Origin of the sequence: Oerskovia sp. USHLN155 (genome assembly GCF_037145535.1) — a bacterium.
In the GTDB taxonomy this organism is placed as follows: domain Bacteria; phylum Actinomycetota; class Actinomycetes; order Actinomycetales; family Cellulomonadaceae; genus Oerskovia; species Oerskovia rustica.
The window spans coordinates 58,991-81,998 of record NZ_JBBCXG010000006.1 but is presented as its reverse complement, the minus strand read 5'-3'; the positions used below and the strand labels follow the sequence as shown (position 1 = coordinate 81,998).

Here is a 23,008-nt window from a genome sequence, read left to right as displayed (position 1 = left end):
CGCCCAGTCGCTGAGTGCGGAGCAGCTGTCGAGAACGACGGGCGTTCCCGACAAATACTCCGCACTCGACGGCACACGAGAGCGGGCTGGGCTCAGCGCCGGCTCTCGAACTCCTGCACGACGGCGTAGCCCAGGCGGGTGTAGACGCGGCGGGCGGCGTCGTTGTCGGCGTACATGCCCAACGTCACCCAGTCGGACTCGGCGAGCCCGGCACGGGTCACGACGGCCGTGGTCGCCGCGGCGATGCCGTGCCCGCGCCACGCCGGGTCGGTCGCGATGCTGCCCAGCGACCACGGCGCACCCGGTGCTGCCTGGCGGGCGCCGACGACCCCGCGCAGCACGCCCTGGGTGTCGCGCCAGCCCCACCAGCGGACGAGCGGGTCCTCGGGGCTCGTCTCGGCGAGCGGGTTCGCCACGTCCAGGCACGCCCGGACCTCGGCCGCGACCGACGGGCCGGTCAACGCCTCGACGCGGTCCTCGCCCGGCTGGGCGGCGGGGGCCTCGCGGGTCGCGAAGAAGTCCCACGTCGAGACCGAGCGCTCACGCTCGGGATCACGCAGGATCGCCGGCAGGTAGTCGCACCGGTCCCCCAGGACCGTGAGGGTCCCGCGCGGCAGGCCCGCGCTCACGACGTGCTCACCGAGCCCACCGTCCTGGGCGACACGCGCCAGCAGGTTCGCGGTCGCCTCGGGCGATCCCATGCCCCACAGCCCGACGCGCCGGTGGTGAGCGCCGTCGTCGGGCACGCTGCCCTCCCCCAGGGGGACCGGTGCCGCCACGCTCAGGACGCACGCGTGCTCGTCCTGCCACACCCCGCGCACGTCCCACTCGGGGAGGTCCACCAGGACAAAGGGGTGGGAGGCCCACCGGTCCCTCAGACCGGTCGAGCCTCCCAGCGTCCTTGCCTGCGTGCGGGTGTCCGGGGCGCTCACGCCTTCCCGGCGGCGGCAGGAGCCTCGGACCCGGCCGCGGCGTCGGGCGCGGCCTTCGGCTTCGCGTCGACGCCCGCCTCCTTGCGCTGCTGCGCCGTGATCGGCGCGGGCGCCTGCGTGAGCGGGTCGAACCCGCCGCCCGACTTGGGGAACGCGATGACGTCGCGGATCGAGTCCGACTTCGTCAGCAGCGCCACGATGCGGTCCCAGCCGAACGCGATGCCGCCGTGGGGCGGGGCGCCGAACGCGAAGGCGTCGAGCAGGAAGCCGAACTTCTCCTGTGCCTCCTCCTCGCCGATGCCCATGACCGCGAACACGCGCTCCTGGACGTCACGGCGGTGGATACGGATCGAGCCGCCGCCGATCTCGTTGCCGTTGCACACGATGTCGTACGCGTAGGCGAGCGCCTCGCCCGGGTTCTGCTCGAACGTGTCGATCCACTCGGGCGTGGGCGAGGTGAACGCGTGGTGCACCGCGGTCCAGGCCGAGTTGCCGAGGGCGACGTCGCCCTCGTCGGCGGCCTCGCCCGTGGGCTTGAACAGCGGGGCGTCGACGATCCAGACGAACGCCCAGGCGTCAGGCGACTCCGGGCTGTCGATCAGGCCTGCTCTCTTCGCGATCTCCTGACGGGCCGCGCCCAGCAGGGCGCGCGACTCGTTCGTCCTGCCCGCCGCGAAGAACACGGCGTCGCCCGGCTGCGCGCCGGTCGCGTCGCGCAGGCCCTCGCGCTCGGCGTCGGACAGGTTCTTGGCGACCGGGCCCGCGAGGGTCCCGTCCTCCTGGAACGTCACGTACGCCAGGCCCTTGGCCCCGCGCTGCTTGGCCCACTCCTGCCAGGCGTCGAACTGGCGGCGCGGCTGCGAGGCCCCGCCCGCCATGACGACGGCGCCCACGTACTCGGCCTGGAAGACGCGGAACGGGGTGTCCTTGAAGTAGTCCGTGAGCTCGACGAGCGGGTTGCCGAAGCGCAGGTCCGGCTTGTCCGACCCGTACAGGCGCATCGCGTCGTGGAACGTCATGCGCGGGATCGGCGTGGGGATCTTGTACCCGATGAGGTCCCACAGCGCGACGAGGATCTTCTCGCCGAGCGCGATCACGTCGTCCTGCTCGACGAAGCTCATCTCGACGTCGAGCTGCGTGAACTCGGGCTGACGGTCCGCGCGGAAGTCCTCGTCGCGGTAGCAGCGGGCGATCTGGTAGTAGCGCTCCATGCCGGAGACCATGAGCAGCTGCTTGAAGAGCTGCGGGGACTGCGGCAGCGCGTACCAGGAGCCGGGGGCCAGGCGTGCGGGGACCAGGAAGTCGCGGGCGCCCTCGGGCGTCGAACGCGTCAGGGTCGGGGTCTCGATCTCGACGAAGTCCTGCTCGTCGAGCACGCGGCGCGCGGCCTGGTTGGCCTTGGCGCGCAGGCGCAGGGCGTGGGCCGGGGTGGGGCGGCGCAGATCGAGGTAGCGGTGCTTGAGGCGCGCCTCCTCGCCGATGACCTCGGTGCCCTCGAGGGCCGTGGAGACCTGGAAGGGCAGGGGCGCGGACTCGTTGAGCACGACGACGTCGCTCACCACGACCTCGACCTCACCCGTGGGGAGGTTCTTGTTCTCGTTGCCCTCGGGGCGACGGGAGACCACACCGGTGACCTGGAGCACGAACTCGGCGCGCAGCGGGTGCGCGATCGACTCGTCGCGGATGACGACCTGGGCGATGCCGGAGGCGTCGCGCAGGTCGATGAAGGCCACCCCACCGTGATCGCGGCGTCGGTCGACCCAACCGGTGAGGGTGACGGTCTGACCGATCTGCTCGGCCCGCAGGGAGCCGGCTGTGTGGGTGCGAAGCACGGAGAGAGTCCTTCCGGAACATGCCGGGGCGCACAGTGGCGTCCCGGGATGGGAGTGGGGAGTGCGCAGACGACGCACTCGGACGAGTCTAGTCTGTGGGCGGACCACGTTCAGGAGAACCCCCCGGGAGGCACCATGGCCAGGCGGATCGCGACCACCGAACGGCTCGGGCGCGCCGAGCTCGTCGAGTTCCTGCGCGCCGATCGGCGGGCCGTGCTGCTCACCCGGCGCGCGAGCGGCGCCCCGCAGATGAGCCCCGTGACGTACGGGGTCGACGGCGAGGGGCGCGTCGTCGTCTCGACCTACCCCGACCGCGCCAAGGCCGTGAACCTGCGGCGCGACCCCGCCGCGTCGCTGTGCGTCCTGGGCGAGGACTTCGACGACGCCTGGGTGCAGGTCGACGGCACGGCCGAGGTGATCGACCTGCCCGACTCGGTCGAGCCCCTCGTCGAGTACTACCGGTCGGTCGCCGGGGAGCACCCCGACTGGGACGAGTACCGCGAGGCCATGGTCGCGCAGGGCAAGTCGCTGCTGCGCGTGACCATCACGGGCTGGGGGCCCGTGGCCACGGGTGGGTTCCCGGCACGGCTGGCGCAGGACTGAGCGTCAGGGACCACGCCCGAGGACCTAGAAGAGGACCTCGGCGGTGCTCGCCGGATCCCCCGGTGGGCGGGTCACGGGACCGGGCCCGAGGCGCTGGACCAGGCTCCCGGCCGGATAGGCCCCCTCGTCGTGCCGCGCTCTGTCGTCAGAGGTCTCCGGGTGCCAGGCGGTCCGGGCGTGGCCCGACGTGCGTGCCTGTGCCCGGTGACCGGCGCTCGCGAATCCGCGCTCGACGAGCAGCGGCCGTACCCGGGCCCACAACCAGTCGCGGTACGCGCGGCTCGCGTACGACCCGCCCGCGTAGACGCGCTCGTAGCCCGCGACCCGCTCGGGGTGGTCGCGGCGCAGCCAGGCCATGAACCACTCGCGGGTGCCGGGCTTGAGGAAGAGCGGGAGAACCGTCGCGCCCGTCGCACCCGCCTCGTGGACCGCGTCGAGCAGGCGCGTGAGGTGGTCGGTCGAGTCCGTCAGCCATGGCAGCACGGGGGCGATCATGACCCCGCACGGCAGCCCTGCCGCCCGGGCGGCGCGGATGAGGTCGAGGCGGGCGCGCGGCGTGGGCGTGCCCGGCTCGACGGCCTGCTGGAGGTCCTCGTCGACGAAGGCCAGGGAGACGCCGATGCCGACGTCGACGCGCTCGGCCGCCTGCGTCAGGCGCGGCAGGTCGCGGCGCAGGAGCGTGCCCTTGGTGAGGATCGAGAACGGCGTGCGCGAGGTCTCGAGCGCGTCGATGATCCCCGGCATGAGCCGGTAGCGTCCCTCGGCGCGCTGGTACGGGTCGGTGTTGGTGCCGAGCGCGACCGCGTCGCCCGTCCAGGACGGCTTGGCGAGCTCGGTGCGCAGCACGTCGGCGACGTTCATCTTGACGACGATCTGGCTGTCGAAGTCCTCGCCGGGGTTCATGTCGAGGTAGCGGTGCGAGGGGCGCGCAAAGCAGTTGTGGCTAATGACGCCGTTCGCGATGAAGTCCCCGGTCCCCGTCGTAAGGTCGAGGAGGTCGCGTTCCTCCCCGGTGTCCTCGACCGACCGGACCATGAGCGGCGCGTCCGACTTCACGGCACGCCCGGTCACCGCGAGCTTCCTGCTGATCGCAGGATCGACGATCCTGAAGAACCGCATTCGCGCCGCCAGGCCGCCCACGACCCTGATGCTGGAGACCCCGTTCTCCCTGGGCGGCTCGCGCACGAACGGAACCTCGATCACCGTGAGCGCTCGGGTGATGCGAGTGAGGATCTCTTCGTCCATGTTCGAGATGCGCAGCACCCCCTGCGAGCAGCTGCCCTCCGCGTCGAAGATCCCCGCAAGATAGCCGATGGCCCATTCGCGCTCCACCTCTGGCGGCCAGCTGATGAGCGCCTGGATCGCGTCGAAGTGCGCGGACCTGGACGTGAAGATGGCCATGATCGATCGTCTCGTGGTGGACCCGGGGCTAAACGGTCGCATCGTGGTGGTGATGCCCGCCTGCTCGAGAAAGTCACGCGATCTGTCGAGGGCTTCCCGGTCCGCCAGTGCGAGCCGAAACATGCTCACGTTGTTGGGGTTCCCGCCGCGGCGCCGGTAGGTCCTCCTGAGCAGCATCCCGTCGCCACGGATCATGCCCGTGAGATAGCCGCGCCGGTAGGCCGCGTCGTCCCGGGGGGCCGAGTGCTTCTCCAGATCGCCCGTCCCGAATCCCATCAACTTGTTGTTCGTCGTCAGATGTGGTCGCTGCCCCGCCCCGCACTCACCGGGGACGACATGCTTCCAGCCGCGGTCCGTGAGAAACCTGTGATCACCGCTCGCCATGAGACGCGTCCCGTCCTCGAGCGTGATGGAGAAGGCTCGCTTGCGTGTCGCCCAGACGTCTTCGACGGTCGTGAGGACATAGCGCCTGTACCGACCTCGGACCTCGGTACCTACGACCTGGTCGCCCGCCCGGATGTCACGCAACGGCACCTGACGCCCGTCACCACGAAGGATGAGCGTGTCGGGGCCGAGGCAGTATGAGCACGCATGGGAGCATCCGCGGTACGGGTTGATCGTCCAGGTGAACGGCATGCGGGACTCCCCCGGCACCTTGGACAGCGCGCTCTTGGCGAGCACCTCGTGGAACGTGACACCGGCGAACTCCGGGGTGCGCACGGTCCGCACCAGCCCCGCCATGCGCCCGAGCCCGGGCAGCGCGCCGTCGTCCGCCGTGATCGCCTGCCTGTCCCACCTCATCGCACTATTCGAACACATGTTCGAACCGGTTGTCGACACTGTCGGCGGCAGCCTCCGACGACTCAGCCCATCCCTCACGCACGGACCGCCGGTCGACCTCCGGCCCGGCGTCGGCGACACGCGCACGCACGCGTGAGGCCCGGCAGGGGATTCCCTGCCGGGCCTCACGCACGTCCGGGTCAGCGCCCGCGCAGCGGGCTCACTCCCCCGCCGGCACCACGCGCGGCCACAGGTCCTGCACGGACGGCGCCCACACCGCCGGGTCCGCAGCGACCTGCTCGCCCGAGCGGATGTCCTTGACCTGGTGCGGCACGACCTCGCCGTCCGCGCCGATCCCCGCAGGGAACCACACGAACGGGATGCCGCGGCGGTCCGCGAACTTGATCTGCTTGCCGAACTTCGCCGCGCTCGGTGCAACCTCGACCGGGATGCCGCGCGAGCGCAGCACGACCGCGACCGCGTCCGACGCAGGCCGCGTCTCCTCGCTCGTCACCGCGACCACCACCGCGCTGGGCACCGACCGCGTCGAACGGACCAGGCCCGCGCTCAGCAGCCGCGAGACGAGGCGCGAGACCCCGATCGAGAGCCCCACGCCCGGATAGGTGTTCGCGCCGTCGGAGGCCAGGGTGTCGTAGCGCCCGCCCGAGCAGATCGACCCGAGCTGCTCGTGCCCCACCAGCACGGTCTCGTAGACCGAGCCCGTGTAGTAGTCCAGGCCACGCGCGATCTTCAGGTCCGCGACCACGACGCCCGGCGCGCGCACGGCCGCCGCGTCGATCAGCGCCGACAGCTCCAGCAGCCCCTCCTCGAGGAGCTCCGACGTCACGCCGTGCTCGGCCGCGAGCGCCCGCACCCGCTCCGCGACGGTCGCGTCCGAGCCGGAGACCGCCGCGAGCGCCAGGCACGCCGCCGCCTGCTCGGGCGTCGCGCCGGTCTCGGCGACCAGCAGCGCCGCGACCTTGTCCGGCCCGATCTTGTCCAGCTTGTCGATGCTGCGCAGCACGCCCTCGACGTCGTCCAGGCCCAGCCCGCGGTAGAAGCCCTCGGCGACCTTGCGGTTGTTCACCAGGATGCGGACCTCGGGCACGCCGATCGAGCGCAGCTCGCCCAACGCCTCGGCCATGACCAGCGGCAGCTCGACCTCGAAGTGGTAGGGCAGCTCGCCCGCACCCACCACGTCGATGTCCGCCTGCACGAACTCGCGGAAACGCCCGTCCTGCGGGCGCTCGCCGCGCCACACCTTCTGGATCTGGTGCCGCTTGAACGGGAACGCCAGGTGCCCGGCGTTCTCCAGCACGTACCGCGCGAAAGGCACGGTCAGGTCGAAGTGCAGGCCGAGCTGCTTGTCGCCCTTGCCGCCCCGGTCCCCCGCGGCTCCATCGACCAGGTCGGCCTCCTCCTGGAGGCGGCGCAGCACGTACACCTCCTTGGAGGTCTCGCCCTTGCGCAGCAGCTGGTCCAGGGGCTCGACGGCCCGCGTCTCGATCCCCGCGAACCCGTGGAGCTCGAACGTGCGACGCAGCGTGTCGAGCACGTGCTGCTCCACGACGCGTCCAGCAGGGAGCCATTCAGGGAAACCGGAGAGAGGTGTAGGTCGGGCCATGGGACCCGATCCTTCCAGACTCGCGAACCGAACGAGCAATCCACCCGCGACGACGGACGGTCCCGGCCCCGCGCGTCCCGGTCGGACCGTCCGGGACGCGTCGGTTCACAGTCCGCGCAGGTACGGGTTGGTGCGGCGCTCGCGGCCGACCGTGGTGAGGGGGCCGTGGCCGGGGACCACCTGGAGGGCCTCGTCGAGGTGCCCGACGACGTCGCGCAGGGTTCGCTGCATCGTCTCGCCGTCTCCGCCGGGCAGGTCGGTCCGTCCCACGGACCCTGCGAACAGGACGTCCCCGGCGAGCACGACCCCGGCCGCCTGGCCGTCGCCCGCGCCGCCGCCGCCGTCCTCGTCCCCCGCGGCGACCGGGAGGTAGAGCGTGGACCCCTGGGTGTGGCCCGGCGCGTGCAGCGCGTCGACCAGGACGCCGCCCAGGTCGAGCCGGACGCGCGGGTCGACCACCGACCCGCCGTCGGGACCGGGCGCCACCCAGGCGCCGGACCCACCGCCCGAGCCGAACGTCCGCACCTCGCCCGGTTCCCGGTAGTCCTCGATCCGGGCGCCGCCTGCCGCGAGCGCGGCGGCCAGCGGCCCGCTCGTGAGAGGTCCGTCCGCCGAGGTCCCGTGCTCGATCGTGCCCAGCGGGTCAGGGAGCCGGTAGGCGTCGGCCGCATGGATCCACAGCGGCACCCCGTAGAGGTCGCAGAGCTCCGCGGCGTCCCACGTGTGGTCGGCGTGCCCGTGCGTCGCGAGGACCGCGGTCGGAGACAGCCCGTGCTCGCGCACGAGCGCCGTGACGCCCGGGACGACCCCTGCCCCCGCGTCGACGATCACGCACGGGCGCGGGACGCCGTCGGGCACGGCGTCCCGCGACCCGGGCGCGACGATCGTGCAGTTGGTCCCGAACACGGGGGCGACCACGAGGAAGATGTCCATGGCAAGGACAGTACCGACCTCACAAACAGGACACCTGATACCGGACCGTGACCTGAAAGGCGGAAAGTCACCGCGCCGGACCGCTCCCGATGCCTAGACTGTCCTCTGAAACCGTGGATCACCCGTGCAAGTACGCGCCTTCGCGCCGGCACGCGGACCTGCCCGTGGCGTGAGACGAAGGAGTTGGGGTGTCAACGAGCAAGCGCGAACGCGAGCGTGCCCGCCTGCGTGAGCAGAAGTGGACCCAGCGCCAGACGGATGCTCGCGCCCGCCGTCGTCGGGCGTGGACGATCGCCGGGGCGGTCTCCGGCGTCGCGGTCGTCGCCGGCGTGACCGTGCTCGCCATCAACGCCAACACCCCCGACAAGACGTACACGCTCGCCCCGCCCTCGGCCGCCCAGGACCGCGCGTGGACCGGCGAGCTACGGACCAGCGCGGGCGACGTCGCCTTCACGCTCGACGGGCAGGCCGCCCCGCAGGCCGTCGCGAACTTCGTCTCGCTCGCCCGCGAAGAGTACTTCGACGGGACCGACTGCCACCGCCTCACGACCGAGGGCATCTTCATCCTGCAGTGCGGTGACCCCACCGGCACCGGGGGGCCCGGCTACGACTTCGGGCCCGTCGAGAACGCCCCCGAGGACGGCCTCTACCCGGCGGGCACCATCGCCATGGCACGGACCGAGGCCGGTACCGACACCATGGGCAGCCAGTTCTTCCTCGTCTACGAGGACACCACCTTGCCGACCACCACGGGCGGTTACACCGTCTTCGGCAAGATCACATCCGGCTTGGACGTCGTCCGAGCAGTCGCTGACGCGGGCACAGCGGACGGGACCGGCAACGGCTCCCCCGCGACCCCGGTCACCATCGAAGGAGTTGAGACCCAGTGAGCGAGAGCACCGAGAACCACGCGAACTCTCCGGCGCAGGCATCCGAGGAGGCCCCCGCGACGGAGCAGGTCGAGGTGCCGGCGGTCGCTGAACCGACCGAGGCCGCGCCCGCGACCGACGCGACCGACGCGCCCGAGGCCACGACGGACGCGCCCGCCGCAGCGAGCGACGAGGACGCCGCGCCCGTCACGGACGAGACTCCTGCCGAGACGCCCGACGCCCCGGCCGAGGCCGAGACCGCAGCGCCCGAAGAGGTGACCGAGGCCGAGACCGCCCAGGACGAGGCCCCGGCCGAGGCCGCACCGGCACCCCAGCCGGCCGCCGTACCCAGGCCCTCGGCGGCCCCCAAGCCGAGCGCGATCCCGGTCCCGCGTCCCCCCAGGCCGGGGACCCCGACCCCCGCCGCCGCGGCTGCGGCGACCATCGCCCCGGCCGCCGCCGCGGCCGTCATCCCCGACGACAGCGCGGCCGCCAAGGCCGCCGCGGGCTTCGGCCGCGTCGACGAAGACGGCACGGTCTACGTGACCGAGGCAGCGGGCGAGCGCAGCGTCGGGCAGTTCCCCGGCGTCACCCCCGAGGAGGCGCTCGCGCTGTACGTGCGCCGCTACCTCGACCTCCAGGCCAAGGTCGCCCTCTTCGAGGCGCGCCTGACCGGCACGGACCTGTCCGTCAAGGAGATCGACTCGACCCTCGCCAAGCTCACCGAGGAGACCGCCGAGCCGTCCGCCGTGGGCGACCTCGACGGCCTGCGCGCACACGTCGAGTCCCTGCGCACCGTCGCGGCCTCGCGCCGCGCCGAGCTCGAGGCAGAGCGCAACGCGGCCAAGGAGGCGGCGCTCGCGGCACGCACCGAGATCATCGAGGCTGCCGAGAAGATCGCCTCGACCGACCCGTCGCGCATCCAGTGGCGCCCGGCGGGCGAGGAGCTGCGCAAGCTCCTCGACCAGTGGAAGGACGCCCAGCGCAACGGGCCGAGGATCGACCGGACGAGCGAGGAGGCGCTCTGGAAGCGCTTCAGCCACGCCCGGACGGCCTTCGACCGCGAGCGCCGGCACTACTTCGCCGAGCTCGAGCAGCGCAACTCCTCGGCCAAGGAGGTCAAGGAGAAGCTGGTCCAGCGTGCCGAGGCCCTGCAGAACAGCACGGACTGGGGCGCGACGGCGGGTGCCTTCCGCGACCTCATGACCGAGTGGAAGGCCGCGGGGCGCGCCAACCGTCGCGACGACGACGCCCTGTGGGCGCGTTTCCGTGCGGCCCAGGACGCGTTCTTCCAGGCCCGTGACGAGCTCAATGCCGCTACGGACGCCGAGTACGCGCAGAACCTCGTGGTCAAGGAGGCGCTGCTGGAGCAGGCCGAGAAGCTCGTGCCGGTCACGGACCTGGCCCAGGCCAAGGTCGCGCTGCGCGACATCCAGGAGAAGTGGGAGGACGCGGGCAAGGTGCCGCGTGCCGACGTCCAGCGCGTCGAGGCCCGCCTGCGTGCGGTCGAGACCGCTGTCCGTGACGCCGAGCAGTCGCAGTGGTCGCGCTCGAACCCGGAGACGCGCGCCCGCGCCGAGGGGGCTGCCGCCCAGCTCGAGTCCGCGATCGCGGGCCTCGAGGAGGACCTGGCTGCTGCGACGGCCAAGGGCGACAAGCGCAAGGTCGCCGAGATCGAGTCGGCGATCACGGCTCGTCGTGCGTGGCTCGAGCAGGTCGTCAAGGCTGCCGAGGACTCGCGCGGTTGATCCTGCACCACCGAGGGGCCCGCGCGGGCCTGTGGACGAACGCCTTGTCCACAGGCTCGCGCGGGCCCCTCGCGCATGCACGGCCCGAGCGTCAGGCTGGGGGCCGTGACCACGCTGCTCTCGCTCCCTGCCGCTCCCCCGGCCCGCGCGCGCACGCCCGCGGACGTCGCCATGGACGTCCCGGTCGAGGACGCCCCGCTCCTGGTCCGCCCGGAGCACGTGGGCGGCCGCGTCGCCTGGACGGACCTGGTCCGGTGCGGTGCGCTCGTCCGGGTCCGGGGTGACGCCGCGGTCCGCCCGACGACGGAGGTCACCGCCGCCGTCCGCGCCCTCTCCCTGGCACCTCTCGTGCCCCCGCGCACCGTGGTCGGCGGGACGAGCGCCGCGTGGGTCCACTGCGGGGTCCCGGACGACGGCGTGGTCGAGGTCGTCCACCCGCTCGGCGTCCACCGCCCGCCGCCGCACCACGGCCGGGTCGCGCGCCAGAGCGCCCTGCTGCGCCCCGAGACGGTCGAGCTCGGCACGGTCCTCGTGACGAGCGTCGAGCGGACCGCGGTGGACGTCGCATGCCTGACGGACCCTCGGCTCGCGGTCCCCGTCCTGCGAGCACTGGTGGAGCTGGCCGGTCTGGACGTCGGCGCGGCCCTGCGGGGCCTCGACCTGCGCCACCGCCGCACAGGGCGACCGCGGGCCCGGGCGCTGCTCACGGACCTGTCGGTCGCATCCCCACCGCGGGCCGACGGGCTGCCGGCGGGCGCCGGGACGGCCCCGCGTCTACCGTGAGGGGATGCCTCGTTCCACGACTCCGGCGGTCGAGCTCGACGTCGACGGGCGCACCGTGCGCGTCACGAGCCCCGACCGTGTCGTCTTCCCCGGCCGCGGGCTGACCAAGCTCGACGTCGTCACATACTTCCAGTCGGTCGGGCCGGGCATCCTCGCGGCGCTGCGCGATCGTCCCACGACGCTCGAACGCTGGCCCAAGGGAGTCTTCGAGGGTGCACGGCTGAGCACCCGCACCGACAACAGCGGCGACGCGTTCTACCAGAAGCGCATCCCCCAGGGAGCCCCGGACTACGTCGAGACGGCCCGGATCGCGTTCCCGAGCGGCCGCACGGCCGACGAGGTGCGCCCCACCGAGCTCGCCGTCGTGCTGTGGGCGGCCAACCTCGGCACCCTGACCTTCCACCCCTGGCCCGTGACGGGCGCGGACGTGGAGTCCCCCGACCAGCTCCGCATCGACCTGGACCCGCAGCCCGGCACCGACTACTCCGACGCCGCGCGCGTCGCCCCGCACCTGCGCGAGCTGCTGGGCGAGCTCGGGCTGGAGGGCTTTCCCAAGACGTCGGGCGGCCGCGGGCTGCACGTGTTCGTCCCGGTCGAGCCGCGGTGGAGCTTCGTGCAGGCGCGCCGGGCGACGATCGCGATCGGGCGCGAGCTCGAACGCCGCCTGCCCGACCAGGTCACGACGAAGTGGTGGAAGGAGGAGCGCGGGGTCAAGATCTTCGTCGACTACAACCAGATGGCGCGCGACCGCACGATCGCCTCGGCGTACTCGATCCGTTCCAACGCCCGGGCCACGGTCTCGGCGCCGCTGCGCTGGGAGGAGGTGCCCGACGTCGGGCCGGACGACTTCGACGTGCTGACCATGCCCGCGCGCTTCGCGGAGGTGGGCGACCTGCACGCGCGCCTCGACGCGGCGGCCCCCGAGCCGCGGTTCTCGCTCGAGCAGACCCTCGAGCTCGCGGCGCGCGACGAGCGCGACCACGGCCTGGGCGACCTGCCCTACCCGCCCGAGCACCCCAAGATGCCCGGCGAGCCCAAGCGCGTGCAGCCCAGCAAGGACGCCTCACGGCACGACGAGGACACCCAGGGCGCCTGACCCCTGTCCGCCCCGCTCGCGCCGAGAAGGAGGCCTGGAGCGCCTCCTGCGGCACGCACAGCCCCGTCGCTGCGGGCAGGTGCGCCCGGGCGCCCGCTCATGCCACTCCCGGCGCCCCCGGCAGCAGCTCGTCGAGGCGATAGCTCACGGGCTCCTCGAGCTGGTCGTACGTGCACGAGGACGGTTCACGGTCGGTGCGCCAGCGCCGCAGCTGGACGGTGTGCCGGAACCGGCTGCCCTCCATGTGGTCGTACGCGACCTCGAGCACCTTCTCGATCCGCAGCGGCACGAACGACAGGTCCTTCGTGCCGCTCCAGCGCGACTGTGCACCGGGCATGCGGCCCGTGCCGGGGCTCTCCCACCCGGCCCAGGGGTGCTCGCCTGCGTCGCGGCTGTCCGGGGCGAGCACGAGCGGGGCCAGCTCGGCGACGAGCTCGGCCCGGCGCGCCCGCGGGAACGACGCCGCGACCCCGACGAACTGCAGCGCCCCCTCGTCGTCGTACAGCCCCAGGAGCAGCGAGCCCAGGAGCGGCTCCTCGGGGGTCGAGGTCTTGTGCAGCCGGTACCCCGCGAGCACGACGTCGGCCGTGCGCTCGTGCTTGACCTTGAGCATGACGCGCTTGTTCGGCTGGTAGGGGGCCGCGAGAGACTTGGCGACGACCCCGTCGAGGCCCGCCCCCTCGAACACGGCGAACCACTCCTCTGCCACCGCTCGGTCGGTCGTGCGCGGGGTCAGGTGCACGTGCGGACCGTCGAGCCCCAGGCCCTCGAGCAGCTCCTGGCGGCGGCTCAGGGGCTCGGCCGTGACGTCGTCGTCGCCCAGGGCCAGCAGGTCGAACACCACGAGGCTCGCCGGGGTCTCCTCGGCCAGGCGCGCGACGCGCGAGGCCGCGGGGTGGATGCGCTGCTGGAGCGCCTCGAAGTCGAGCCGCCCCCCTTGCGCGAGCACGATCTCCCCGTCGACCACGCACCGCTCGGGCAGGGCGTCGAGCACGGCCGCCACGACGTCCGGGAAGTACCGCTCCATGGGCTTGGCGCTGCGGCTGTCGAGGCGCACCTCGTCGCCGTCACGGTAGACGATCGCCCGGAAGCCGTCCCACTTGGGCTCGAACACCAGGCCGCCCTCGACCGCGGCGGGGTCCGGGACGCCCGAGACGGACTTCGCGAGCATGGGCAGCGTGGGCGGCAGCACGGGCAGGTCCATCCCCCGATGCTGCCACCGGGGGCGTGCGGGCACCTGTCGAGCAAGCAGTCCCGGCTCGCGCCTGATGCCCGACGACGTCGCTCGGCCTGGTCAGCCTCGCTCGCCCGGGCGGTACGGCCCCGGGCGACGGGCACCCCGGCGAGCGACGCCGTCGGGCCGTGCACTCCGCTCGGGGACGCCGGGTCAGGCCGGGAGCGGGGGCCTCTCCTCGGCCTTGGAGCCCGTGATGCGGTAGACGTCGAACACGCCGTCGACCTTGCGCACCGCGGACAGGACCGTGGCCAGGTGGCCCGGCTCGGCCATCTCGAACACGAAGCGGGACATCGCGACCCGGTCGTTCGAGGTCGAGACCGTCGCCGAGAGGATGTTGACGTGGTGGTCCGACAGGACTCGCGTGACGTCCGAGAGCAGGCGAGCACGGTCGAGCGCCTCGACCTGGATCTGCACCAGGAACAGCGCGTTGCTGCCCGTGGTCCAGTCGACGTCGACGATGCGTTCGGGCTGGTTGCGCAGCCCCACGACGTTGGCGCAGTCCGCGCGGTGGACGCTGACGCCCTGCCCGCGCGTGATGAAGCCGATGATCTCGTCGCCCGGCACCGGGGTGCAGCACTTGGCGAGCTTGACCCAGATGTCGTCCACGCCCTTGACGACCACGCCCGGGTCGCCCGTGCGGGGGCGGCGGGCCGTGTGCCCGGGGCGCGTGATCTCCGCCAGGTCCTCCGACGCGCCGTCCTCGCCGCCGAGGGCGTGCACGAGCTTCTGCACGACGCTCGCGGCCGAGACCTGGCCCTCGCCGATCGCCGCGTAGAGCGCCGAGACGTCGGGGTAGCGCATCTCGTTCGCGAGACCCACGAGGGACTCGTGGCTGAGCAGGCGCTGGATCGGCAGGTTCTGCTTGCGCATGGCCTTGGCGATCGCGGTCTTGCCGTGCTCGACGGCCTCCTCGCGGCGCTCCTTGGAGAACCACTGGCGGATCTTGTTGCGGGCGCGCGGGCTGCTGACGAAGGCGAGCCAGTCGCGGCTGGGGCCCGCGGTCTCCGACTTGGACGTCAGGACGTCGACGACGTCGCCGTTCTCCAGCTTGGAGTCAAGCGGGACGAGACGCCCGTTGACGCGCGCACCCATGGTGCGGTGGCCGACCTCGGTGTGCACCGCGTAGGAGAAGTCGACGGGCGTCGAGCCCGCGGGCAGCGCGATGACGTCGCCCTTGGGCGTGAAGACGTAGACCTCCGCGCCGCCGATCTCGAAGCGCAGCGAGTCGAGGAACTCCGAGGGGTCCGCAGTCTCCCGCTGCCAGTCGACGAGCTGGCGCAGCCACTGCATGTCGGTCGACGCGGTGTCCGGAGCGCCGCTCGACTTGGCGACCTCCTTGTACTTCCAGTGCGCCGCGACCCCGTACTCGGCGCGGCGGTGCATGTCGTGCGTGCGGATCTGGATCTCGACGGGCTTGCCGCCGGGGCCGATGACCGTGGTGTGCAGCGACTGGTACATGTTGAACTTGGGCATCGCGATGTAGTCCTTGAACCGCCCGGGGACGGGGTTCCATCGCGCGTGCAGCGCTCCGAGCGCCGCGTAGCAGTCGCGCACGGTGTCCACGAGGACGCGTGCGCCGACCAGGTCGTAGATCTCCGCGAAGTCGTGCCCGCGCACGATCATCTTCTGGTAGATCGAGTAGTAGTGCTTGGGGCGCCCGGTCACGGTCGCCTTGATCTTCGCGGTGCGCAGGTCCGCGGTCACCTGCTCGCGGACCACGGCGAGGTACTCCTCGCGGGCCGGCGCACGCTCGGCGACCAGGTGCACGATCTCCTCGTACACCTTGGGGTAGAGCGTCGCGAACGACAGGTCCTCGAGCTCCCACTTGATCGTGTTCATGCCCAGGCGGTGCGCGAGGGGCGCGTAGATCTCGAGCGTCTCGCGGGCCTTGCGCTCGGCCGAGGACGACGGGACGAACTTCCACGTCCGGGCGTTGTGCAGCCGGTCGGCGAGCTTGATCACCAGGACGCGGATGTCGCGGGCCATGGCCACGACCATCTTGCGGACCGTCTCGGCCTGCGCCGCGTCGCCGTACGTCACCTTGTCGAGCTTGGTGACGCCGTCGACGAGCATGGCGATTTCCTCGCCGTACTCCTCGGTGAGGTGGTCGAGCGAGTACTCGGTGTCCTCGACCGTGTCGTGGAGCAGGGCGGCGGCGAGCGTCGCGCCGTCGAAGCCGAGGTCGGCGAGGATCGTCGCGACGGCCACGGGGTGCGTGATGTACGGGTCACCGCTCTTGCGCATCTGACCGCGGTGGGCCTTCTCCGCGGTCGCGTAGGCGCGTTCGATGACCGACAGGTCGGACTTGGGGTGGTTGGTCCGCACCGCCTGGAGCACGGGCTCGAGCGCGGGGATGCCTCCCTGGCTCCCCCGGACCCCGAACCGCACCAAGCGCGACCGTACCCGTGCTGCCGAGGACTGCCCGCTGTCGCTCGTGGACCGACCGGTCCGTGTCTCTTCGCTCATGCGTGCCTCCTCACCCTGATCGCCGGAGAATCTCGACGTCCGTCGGAGTGGCAATCCTACGACTCCACGCGCAGGAGCGTGTCGACCTGGCGGCCCGCGAGCCGTTCGCGGCCCCCCAGCCCGTCGAGCTCGAGCAGGAAGGCGAGGCCGACGACGACGCCGCCGCAGCGCTCCACGAGCTCGGCACCGGCCGAGGCCGTCCCGCCCGTGGCGAGCACGTCGTCGACCACGAGGACCCGCGCCCCGGGGGCGAGCGTCCCGGTGCGCAGCTCGATCGAGGCGGTGCCGTACTCGAGGTCGTAGGTCACGGTCTCGGTGGGCGGCGGGAGCTTGCCCGCCTTGCGCAACGGCAGGAAGCCGACGCCGAGGCGGGTCGCGAGCGGGGCGCCGATCAGGAAGCCACGGGCCTCCAGACCGGCGACGAGGTCGACGCCCCCCGCGGCGAAGGCCGCGAGGGAGTCGACCACGTCGCCGAGCGCCCTGCCGTCGGCGAGCAGGCCGGTGATGTCACGGAACGTGACACCGGGCTGGGGGTAGTCCTGGACGTCGCGGATCAGTCCGAGGACCTCGGCCGCGCGTTCGTCCCCCAGGCCCGTCAGGCCGACGGGAAGGATGCTGCTGGTGCTCATGAGGGGTCAGTGCCCCCGCTTGCGTCGCGGCTGCGCCTTGACGCCCTGGTGGGAGCCGGGCTGGAGCTGGCCGGCGCCCTGGACCCCGGCGGCGGCCAGGGCGGCGTCGTCCGTCGCGCCGCCCGTCGACTCCGCGGCCTGCGCGGCGAGGGCCGCACGCTTCTCGAGGACCTTCTTGGTGTGCTCCTTGATGGCGGGCTCGCGCTCGCGCAGCGTGACCTCCAGGGGCGTGGCCAGGAAGATCGAGGAGTAGGCGCCGACGGCCATGCCGACGAACAGCGCGAGGGAGATGTCGCGCAGCGTGCCGGCTCCGAGGAGGAACGCGCCGATGAACAGGATCGCGCTCACGGGCAGCAGGGCCACGACCGAGGTGTTGATCGAGCGGACCAGGGTCTGGTTGACCGCGAGGTTCGCGCGCTCGGCGTAGGTGCTGCGGGTCTGGTCGAGGATGCCGTGCGTGTTCTCACGGACCTTGTCGAAGACCACGACGGTGTCGTAGATCGAGTACCCGAGGATCGTCAGGAAGCCGATCACGGTCGCCGGGGTGACCTCCCAGCCGATCGCCGCGTAGATCCCGACCGTGATGATGAGGTCGTGGAAGAGCGCGATGAGCGCCGCGGCGGCCATGCGCCAGTTGCGGAAGTAGATCGTCATGACGAGGCCGACGAGGGCGAGGAAGACGATGAGGCCCGTGATGGCCTTCTGCGAGACGTCCTTGCCCCAGCTCGGGCCGATGAACGCGGTCGTGACGTCGTCCTCGGTCACGGAGTAGGCGCCTGCGAGCGCGTCCCGTACCTCGGTGACCTCGTCGGCGGTCAGGCGGTCGGTCTGGACGCGGATCGCGGCGCCGCCGACGGTCGTGACGCGCGGGACCTCGGCCGGGGCGACCTCGGCCACGGCGTCGATGGCCGGCTGCTGGTCCGTCTCGGTGACGTTCGAGACGACGAACTCGGAGCCGCCGCGGAAGTCGATCCCGAGGTTGAACCCCTTGGTGAGCAGGACGCCGAACGACAGGACGACCATGACGATCGCGACGATGTAGAAGCGGCGGCGGTTGCCGACGATCTGGTAGGACTTGCGTCCCGTGTAGAGGTCGTTGCCCCACTGGGCGAATCCCTGCGCCATCAGAGGTTCTCCTCGTTCTTGTTGCCCTCGGTCAAGGAGCCGGTGGTGGTGGCGTCGGACTCGGCCGCACGGCGGGCCGCGGCCCGGCGCTCGGCGATCGTCATGCGCGAGCCCTCGCCTGCCGACGCGGCACCGAGGCTGGCGCCTGCGCCGACCTTCTCGCGCGCGGGGCGGTCGAAGGGCTCGTCGACCGGTGCGTCGACAGTCGGCGCGTCCTGGTCGGCGGTGGCACCGGAACGGCTGACGCGGCCCCGTCCCGCGTAGCGGGTGGTCGCGCCGAGGCGGCGCGGGTCCAGACCTGAGGCGGGGTGCCCGTTGGCGAAGAACTTGGTCCTCGCGAGGAGCTGCATGACCGGGTGGGTGAACATGAAGACCACGATCAGGTCGACCAGGGTCGTCAGTCCGAGCGTGAACGCGAAGCCGCGGACGCCGCCCACGGCCAGGAAGTACAGCACGACCGCGGCGAGGAAGTTGACCGCGTCGGAGGCCAGGATGGTGCGGCGTGCGCGGTCCCAGCCCTTCTCGACGGCCGAGTTCAGGGTGCGGCCGTCCCGCAGCTCGTCGCGGATGCGTTCGAAGTAGACGATGAACGAGTCCGCGGTGATGCCGATGGCGACGATGATGCCGGCGACGCCGGGCAGCGAGAGCCGGTACCCGATCGTCCACGACAGCAGCAGGATCACCCCGAAGGTGAGCACTGCGGCGATGCCGAGCGAGGCGACGGTGACCAGGCCCAGGGCCCGGTACTGGAAGAGCGAGTAGATGACGACCAGCAGGAGGCCGATCGCACCGGCGATGAGGCCCTTCTCGAGCTGCTCGCTGCCGAGGGTCGCGGAGATCTGCTGCTCGCTCTGGACCTCGAAGGTCAGCGGGAGCGAGCCGAAGTTGAGCTGGTTGGCGAGCAGTGCGGCGCTCTCACGGTTGAAGCTGCCCGAGATCTCGGCCTTGCCGTCCGTGATGACGTCGTTCGCGGTGGGGGCGGAGATGACGAGCCCGTCGAGGACGAGCGCGAACGCGTTCTGCGGGGAGGGCAGCGAGACCAGGCGCGTCGTCGTGTCCTTGAAGGCCTCGGTGCCCTCGTTGTTGAACTCGAGGTTGACGACCCACTGGCCGGTGCTCACGCCCTGGGGCGTGGTGCCCATGCCCGAGCTGGCGTTGGAGATCTCGGTGCCCTCGATCTCGACCGGCCCCAGGATGTACTTCGCGCTGCCGTCGTCGGCGCACGTGACCAGGGGCGCGTCGGGCTCGTCACCCAGCCCGCCCGTGAGGTTCTTGGGGTCGGTGCAGTCGAGCGCGTCGAACTCGGCCTGGACCGCGGGGGTGATCTGGGCGAGGTCGCTCGGGTTGGCCGGGACGACGGGCGTCTCGGGCTCCGCGGGAGCCTCGGCCGGGGTCTCGGACTCCACCGGGGTGGGGGCACCGACGGTCAGGACCGGGCGGAACCGCATCTGCGCGGACTTGCGCACGAGGTCGAGCGTCTCGTCGCTCGGGGTGCCGGGCAGCCCGACGACGATGTTCTTGCCCTGGCTCGTGATCTCGGCCTCGGTCACTCCCGAGGAGTCGACGCGCTGGCGGATCACGTTGATCGCCTGCTGGATCGTCTCGTCGGTGACCTCACCCTCGGAGGCGATCGGCGTCAGGATGATCTGCGTGCCGCCCTCCAGGTCGAGGGCGAGTCCTGGCGTGGTGCTCGCGTCCGACCACTTGGTGCCGGCGAAGATCGACGCGAACAACGCGAGGATCAGTACAGCGAGGGTCACCAGGGTGCGTACGGGCCTGGCGCGTCGTGTGTTGGAGGTGGCCAACTATCCGTCTCTTCTCGTGCGCGCGACATCGCGAGATGGCGCGGGTCGACGTCGCACCCCGGGATCGGGGTGCGACGTGGTGTCACTTGCTGTCGGTGCCGTCGTCCCGCTTGTCACCCGGCTTGTCCGTGAGCCCGGACAGGTCGTCCGGGACGTCCAGGACGTCGTCCGTCGTGGAGATGCGCTCTGCGTCGCCGTAGACCGCGTCCTCCTCGGTGCCCTCGGCCTGCTCGTCGATGCCCTCTTCCTCGACGGGCGGCTCGACGAGCTTGGCGATCGCCGCACGCAGCCAGCGCGTCTGGGTGCCGGGCGTGGACTCGATCGTGATGATGTCCTTCTCCTCGTCGACGTCGACGATGGTGCCGAACAGGCCCGACCCGGTCATGACCTCCTGGCCGGGGGCCAGGTTGGTCCGGAAGGCAGCCGCTTCCTTCTGAGCCTTGCGCGACCGGTTGGTCATGAGGAACATCGCTCCGGCGGCGAGAGCGAGGATGAGAATGAGGCTGAAGTCCATGACGGGGTAACCGGTTCCTGTTCTGTGCTGGGATCTGCGCGGCAGTCTAGGCGCACGCGTACGGATCACCAACGAACCGTCCGGCCGTGGAGTTCCGCCGCTCAGATTCCCTCAGTCTAGGCCCCCGTGTCGAACAGGGTTCCGCCCGACCGCGCGGAGCCCGTCCGCTGCGCGAGCCCGGCGCCGGGTCCCCGGGGCGTCAGGGGGTCGGGAGGGGTGAGCCCGAGGTGGGCCCAGGCCGCGGGGGTGGCCACGCGGCCGCGCGGGGTGCGCCCGATCAGGCCCTCGCGCACGAGGAAGGGCTCGGCGACGGTCTCCACCGTCTCGGACTCCTCGCCCACGGTCACGGCGAGGGTGCTCAGGCCCACTGGCCCTCCCCCGAACCGGGTGCACAGGGCCCCCAGGACGGCACGGTCGAGGCGGTCGAGGCCCAGCTCGTCGACCTCGTAGACCTCCAGGGCGGCGCGTGCGGCCCGCAGGTCCATGGTGCCGTCGCCGCGTACCTGCGCCCAGTCCCGCACGCGGCGCAGGAGGCGGTTCGCGATGCGGGGCGTGCCGCGCGACCGGCCGGAGATCTCGTGGGCGGCGGCGTGCTTGATCTCGACGCCGAGCAGCCCGGCCGAGCGGATGATGACGCGTTCGAGCTCTTCGGCGGAGTAGAAGTCGAGGTGGCCGGTGAACCCGAAGCGGTCGCGCAGCGGGGCGGGCAGGAGCCCGGCGCGCGTGGTGGCGCCCACGACGGTGAACGGCGGCAGGGACAGCGGGATGGCGCTCGCGCCGGCCCCCTTGCCGACGACGACGTCGACCCGGAAGTCCTCCATCGCGACGTACAGCAGCTCCTCGGCGGGGCGCGCGAGGCGGTGGATCTCGTCGATGAACAGGACCTCGCCCTCCTCGAGGGAGGACAGGACCGCGGCGAGGTCGCCCGCGTGCTGGATCGCGGGGCCCGACGTGACGCGCAGCGACGTGCCGAGCTCGGCCGCGATGATCATCGCGAGGGTCGTCTTGCCGAGCCCGGGCGGGCCCGAGAGCAGGACGTGGTCGGGGGTGGCGCCGCGCGCGACGGCGGCCTGCAGGACGAGGGAGAGCTGGTCGCGCACGACGAGCTGCCCGACGAACTCCTCGAGGCGGCGCGGTCGCAGGGCGGCCTCGGCGGCGCGCTCGAGGTCGTCCGCGGTCGAGGTCACGATGCGCTCGGACGTGAACGGCTCGTGCCCGTCCTCGTACCCGACGCGGTCGAAGTCAGCCACGGGGGCCGCCCAGGACGCGCAGCGCGGCGCGCAGGGCACCGGCGATCTCGTCGGGGGCGACGGCGTTGGCCCCGGCCTGGGTCAGGACCGTGGCGAGGGCGTCCTCGGCGGCCTTGGGGTTCCATCCGAGGCCGACGAGCGCCTGGACGACCTGGTCGCGCTGGTCGTCGACCACGGGGGCGTCCGGGCCGCCCGGGGTCTGGTCAGGGTCCGCGCCCGTGGGGGCCCCGAGCTTGTCGCCGAGCTCGAGCGCGATGCGCTGGGCGCCCTTGCGCCCGATGCCGGGCACGCGCATGAGCGCGGCGATGTCCTCGCCCGCCACGGCGCGGCGCAGCCCGTCGGGCGTGTGGACCGCGAGCATGGCCAGGGCCAGGCGCGGGCCGACGCCGCTGACGGTCTGCACGGCCTCGAACACGGCGCGCTCGTCGTCGTCGGCGAACCCGAACAGCGTGAAGGAGTCCTCGCGCACGACCATGCTCGTGGCCAGGCGGGCGGGTTCGCCCACGCGCAGCGCGGACAGGGTCGCGGGGGTCGCGTGGACGAGGTAGCCCACGGCTCCCCCGGCGCCTCCCACGTCGATGACGGCGCGGTCCAGGCGGACGTCCGCGACCGTGCCCGACAGCGAAGCGATCACTGTGCCTCCATGCTTCCTCGCGGGCCCCGGCCGCGTGCGACCGGCCCCGAACACCTGTACGAACCGTGGGTCACTCTAGCAACGGGCGGCGGTGGTCCCGGGTGAGCCTCGCCGTCGGGCACGGGCGGTGGGGGTCAGCGGCGGGGGCCGCGCGAGGCCTGCTCGGCCGCGGCCCACGCGCGTTGGGCGGGGGTGAGCTGGTGCCGGTCGCCGCCCTGCAGGGCGCCTGCGGGGCGCCACAGGTGGCAGATCGCGAGGGCCAGGGCGTCGGCGGCGTCGGCGGGCTTGGGCAGCTCCGCGAGCTCGAGGATGCGCGCGACCATGCGCTGGACCTGGATCTTGTCGGCGCGCCCGGTGCCGGTCACGGCGGCCTTGACCTCGCTCGGGGTGTGCATCGCGACGGGCACCCCGCGGCGGGCGGCGGCGACCATCGCGAGGCCGGCGACCTGGGCGGTGCCCATGACGGTGCTGACGTTGTGCTGGGCGAAGACGCGTTCGACGGCCACGACGTCGGGGACGTGCTCGTCCATCCACGCGTCGAGGCGTTGGGAGATGGTGAGCAGGCGCAGGTCGACCGACTGGTCGGGCGGGCTCTGCAGGACCCCGACCGCGACCATGCGGGCGCGCCGGCCGGGCAGCGAGTCGACGACGCCGACCCCGCAGCGGGTCAGTCCTGGGTCCACTCCGAGCACGCGCACGCGCTCACCTTCTCACGGGCCGCCCACGGCGAAGGGCTCCCACGCGTGC

The 23,008-nt window shown here is 72.4% G+C and carries 19 protein-coding genes; 5 read left to right on the top strand and 14 right to left on the bottom strand.

Annotation, left to right across the window (positions count from 1 at the left end):
• Positions 1–92: 92 nt before the first annotated feature.
• On the bottom strand, positions 93–842 hold the full coding sequence (locus WFH32_RS09975) for a GNAT family N-acetyltransferase (protein WP_336707235.1): 750 nt from the start codon (positions 840–842) through the stop codon (positions 93–95).
• Between the two features lie 86 nt (positions 843–928).
• Positions 929–2,764, bottom strand: coding sequence for an aspartate--tRNA ligase (gene aspS / locus WFH32_RS09970; protein ID WP_336707234.1), 1,836 nt, complete (start codon positions 2,762–2,764; stop codon positions 929–931).
• Between the two features lie 135 nt (positions 2,765–2,899).
• On the opposite strand from aspS, the gene WFH32_RS09965 reads away from it, so the two are divergent.
• The gene (locus WFH32_RS09965) at positions 2,900–3,367 is read left to right on the top strand and encodes a PPOX class F420-dependent oxidoreductase (protein ID WP_191797173.1); all 468 of its coding nucleotides are present in this window, start codon (positions 2,900–2,902) and stop codon (positions 3,365–3,367) included.
• Between the two features lie 24 nt (positions 3,368–3,391).
• Here the strand turns inward: WFH32_RS09965 and WFH32_RS09960 are convergent, their stop codons facing one another.
• The 3 genes from WFH32_RS09960 to WFH32_RS09950 form a co-directional block, all read right to left on the bottom strand.
• The gene (locus WFH32_RS09960) at positions 3,392–5,569 is read right to left on the bottom strand and encodes an intein-containing Rv2578c family radical SAM protein (protein WP_336707232.1); all 2,178 of its coding nucleotides are present in this window, start codon (positions 5,567–5,569) and stop codon (positions 3,392–3,394) included.
• 199 nt (positions 5,570–5,768) lie between these two features.
• On the bottom strand, positions 5,769–7,172 hold the full coding sequence (hisS, locus tag WFH32_RS09955) for a histidine--tRNA ligase (protein ID WP_336707231.1): 1,404 nt from the start codon (positions 7,170–7,172) through the stop codon (positions 5,769–5,771).
• Positions 7,173–7,277: 105 nt separating this feature from the next.
• A complete protein-coding gene (locus WFH32_RS09950) occupies positions 7,278–8,105 on the bottom strand; it encodes an MBL fold metallo-hydrolase (RefSeq protein ID WP_336707230.1) in 828 nt (275 codons plus the stop codon).
• Positions 8,106–8,293: 188 nt separating this feature from the next.
• Here WFH32_RS09950 and WFH32_RS09945 point away from each other — a divergent pair, with 188 nt between their 5' ends.
• The 4 genes from WFH32_RS09945 (at position 8,294) to ligD (ending at position 12,601) form a co-directional block, all read left to right on the top strand.
• The gene (locus tag WFH32_RS09945) at positions 8,294–8,995 is read left to right on the top strand and encodes a peptidylprolyl isomerase (RefSeq protein WP_336707229.1); all 702 of its coding nucleotides are present in this window, start codon (positions 8,294–8,296) and stop codon (positions 8,993–8,995) included.
• On the top strand, positions 8,992–10,722 hold the full coding sequence (locus WFH32_RS09940) for a DUF349 domain-containing protein (RefSeq protein WP_336707227.1): 1,731 nt from the start codon (positions 8,992–8,994) through the stop codon (positions 10,720–10,722). The genes WFH32_RS09945 and WFH32_RS09940 overlap by 4 nt, the downstream gene beginning before the upstream one ends.
• Positions 10,723–10,827: 105 nt before the next feature.
• Positions 10,828–11,505, top strand: coding sequence for a hypothetical protein (locus WFH32_RS09935; RefSeq protein WP_336707225.1), 678 nt, complete (start codon positions 10,828–10,830; stop codon positions 11,503–11,505).
• Positions 11,506–11,509: 4 nt separating this feature from the next.
• Positions 11,510–12,601 (top strand): non-homologous end-joining DNA ligase, encoded by a 1,092-nt coding sequence (ligD, locus tag WFH32_RS09930; protein ID WP_191797186.1) that lies wholly within the window; start codon positions 11,510–11,512, stop codon positions 12,599–12,601.
• A gap of 97 nt (positions 12,602–12,698) precedes the next feature.
• Here ligD and WFH32_RS09925 read toward each other — a convergent pair whose 3' ends face one another.
• The 9 genes from WFH32_RS09925 to ruvC form a co-directional block, all read right to left on the bottom strand.
• Positions 12,699–13,805: an ATP-dependent DNA ligase gene (locus WFH32_RS09925; protein ID WP_336707223.1), complete on the bottom strand. Its 1,107-nt coding sequence runs from the start codon at positions 13,803–13,805 to the stop codon at positions 12,699–12,701.
• A gap of 183 nt (positions 13,806–13,988) precedes the next feature.
• Complete coding sequence (locus tag WFH32_RS09920) at positions 13,989–16,304, bottom strand: RelA/SpoT family protein (RefSeq protein WP_138824363.1); 2,316 nt, start codon at positions 16,302–16,304, stop codon at positions 13,989–13,991.
• 56 nt (positions 16,305–16,360) lie between these two features.
• The gene (locus WFH32_RS09915; RefSeq protein ID WP_336707220.1) at positions 16,361–16,933 is read right to left on the bottom strand and encodes an adenine phosphoribosyltransferase; all 573 of its coding nucleotides are present in this window, start codon (positions 16,931–16,933) and stop codon (positions 16,361–16,363) included.
• A gap of 6 nt (positions 16,934–16,939) precedes the next feature.
• The gene (secF, locus tag WFH32_RS09910; RefSeq protein ID WP_191797190.1) at positions 16,940–18,058 is read right to left on the bottom strand and encodes a protein translocase subunit SecF; all 1,119 of its coding nucleotides are present in this window, start codon (positions 18,056–18,058) and stop codon (positions 16,940–16,942) included.
• Positions 18,058–19,818 carry a protein translocase subunit SecD gene (gene secD, locus WFH32_RS09905; protein WP_336707217.1) on the bottom strand — a complete coding sequence of 587 codons (1,761 nt, stop codon included), beginning with the start codon at positions 19,816–19,818 and terminating at the stop codon, positions 18,058–18,060. The genes secF and secD overlap by 1 nt, the downstream gene beginning before the upstream one ends.
• Before the next feature lie 127 nt (positions 19,819–19,945).
• Positions 19,946–20,377: a preprotein translocase subunit YajC gene (gene yajC, locus WFH32_RS09900; RefSeq protein WP_191797194.1), complete on the bottom strand. Its 432-nt coding sequence runs from the start codon at positions 20,375–20,377 to the stop codon at positions 19,946–19,948.
• A gap of 116 nt (positions 20,378–20,493) precedes the next feature.
• Positions 20,494–21,567, bottom strand: coding sequence for a Holliday junction branch migration DNA helicase RuvB (gene ruvB, locus WFH32_RS09895; RefSeq protein ID WP_404822048.1), 1,074 nt, complete (start codon positions 21,565–21,567; stop codon positions 20,494–20,496).
• A 52-nt stretch (positions 21,568–21,619) separates the two neighbouring features.
• Positions 21,620–22,261, bottom strand: a complete 642-nt coding sequence (gene ruvA, locus WFH32_RS09890) for a Holliday junction branch migration protein RuvA (protein ID WP_336707214.1) — start codon at positions 22,259–22,261, stop codon at positions 21,620–21,622.
• Between the two features lie 134 nt (positions 22,262–22,395).
• The gene (gene ruvC / locus WFH32_RS09885; RefSeq protein WP_138824357.1) at positions 22,396–22,959 is read right to left on the bottom strand and encodes a crossover junction endodeoxyribonuclease RuvC; all 564 of its coding nucleotides are present in this window, start codon (positions 22,957–22,959) and stop codon (positions 22,396–22,398) included.
• Positions 22,960–23,008 lie beyond the last annotated feature (49 nt).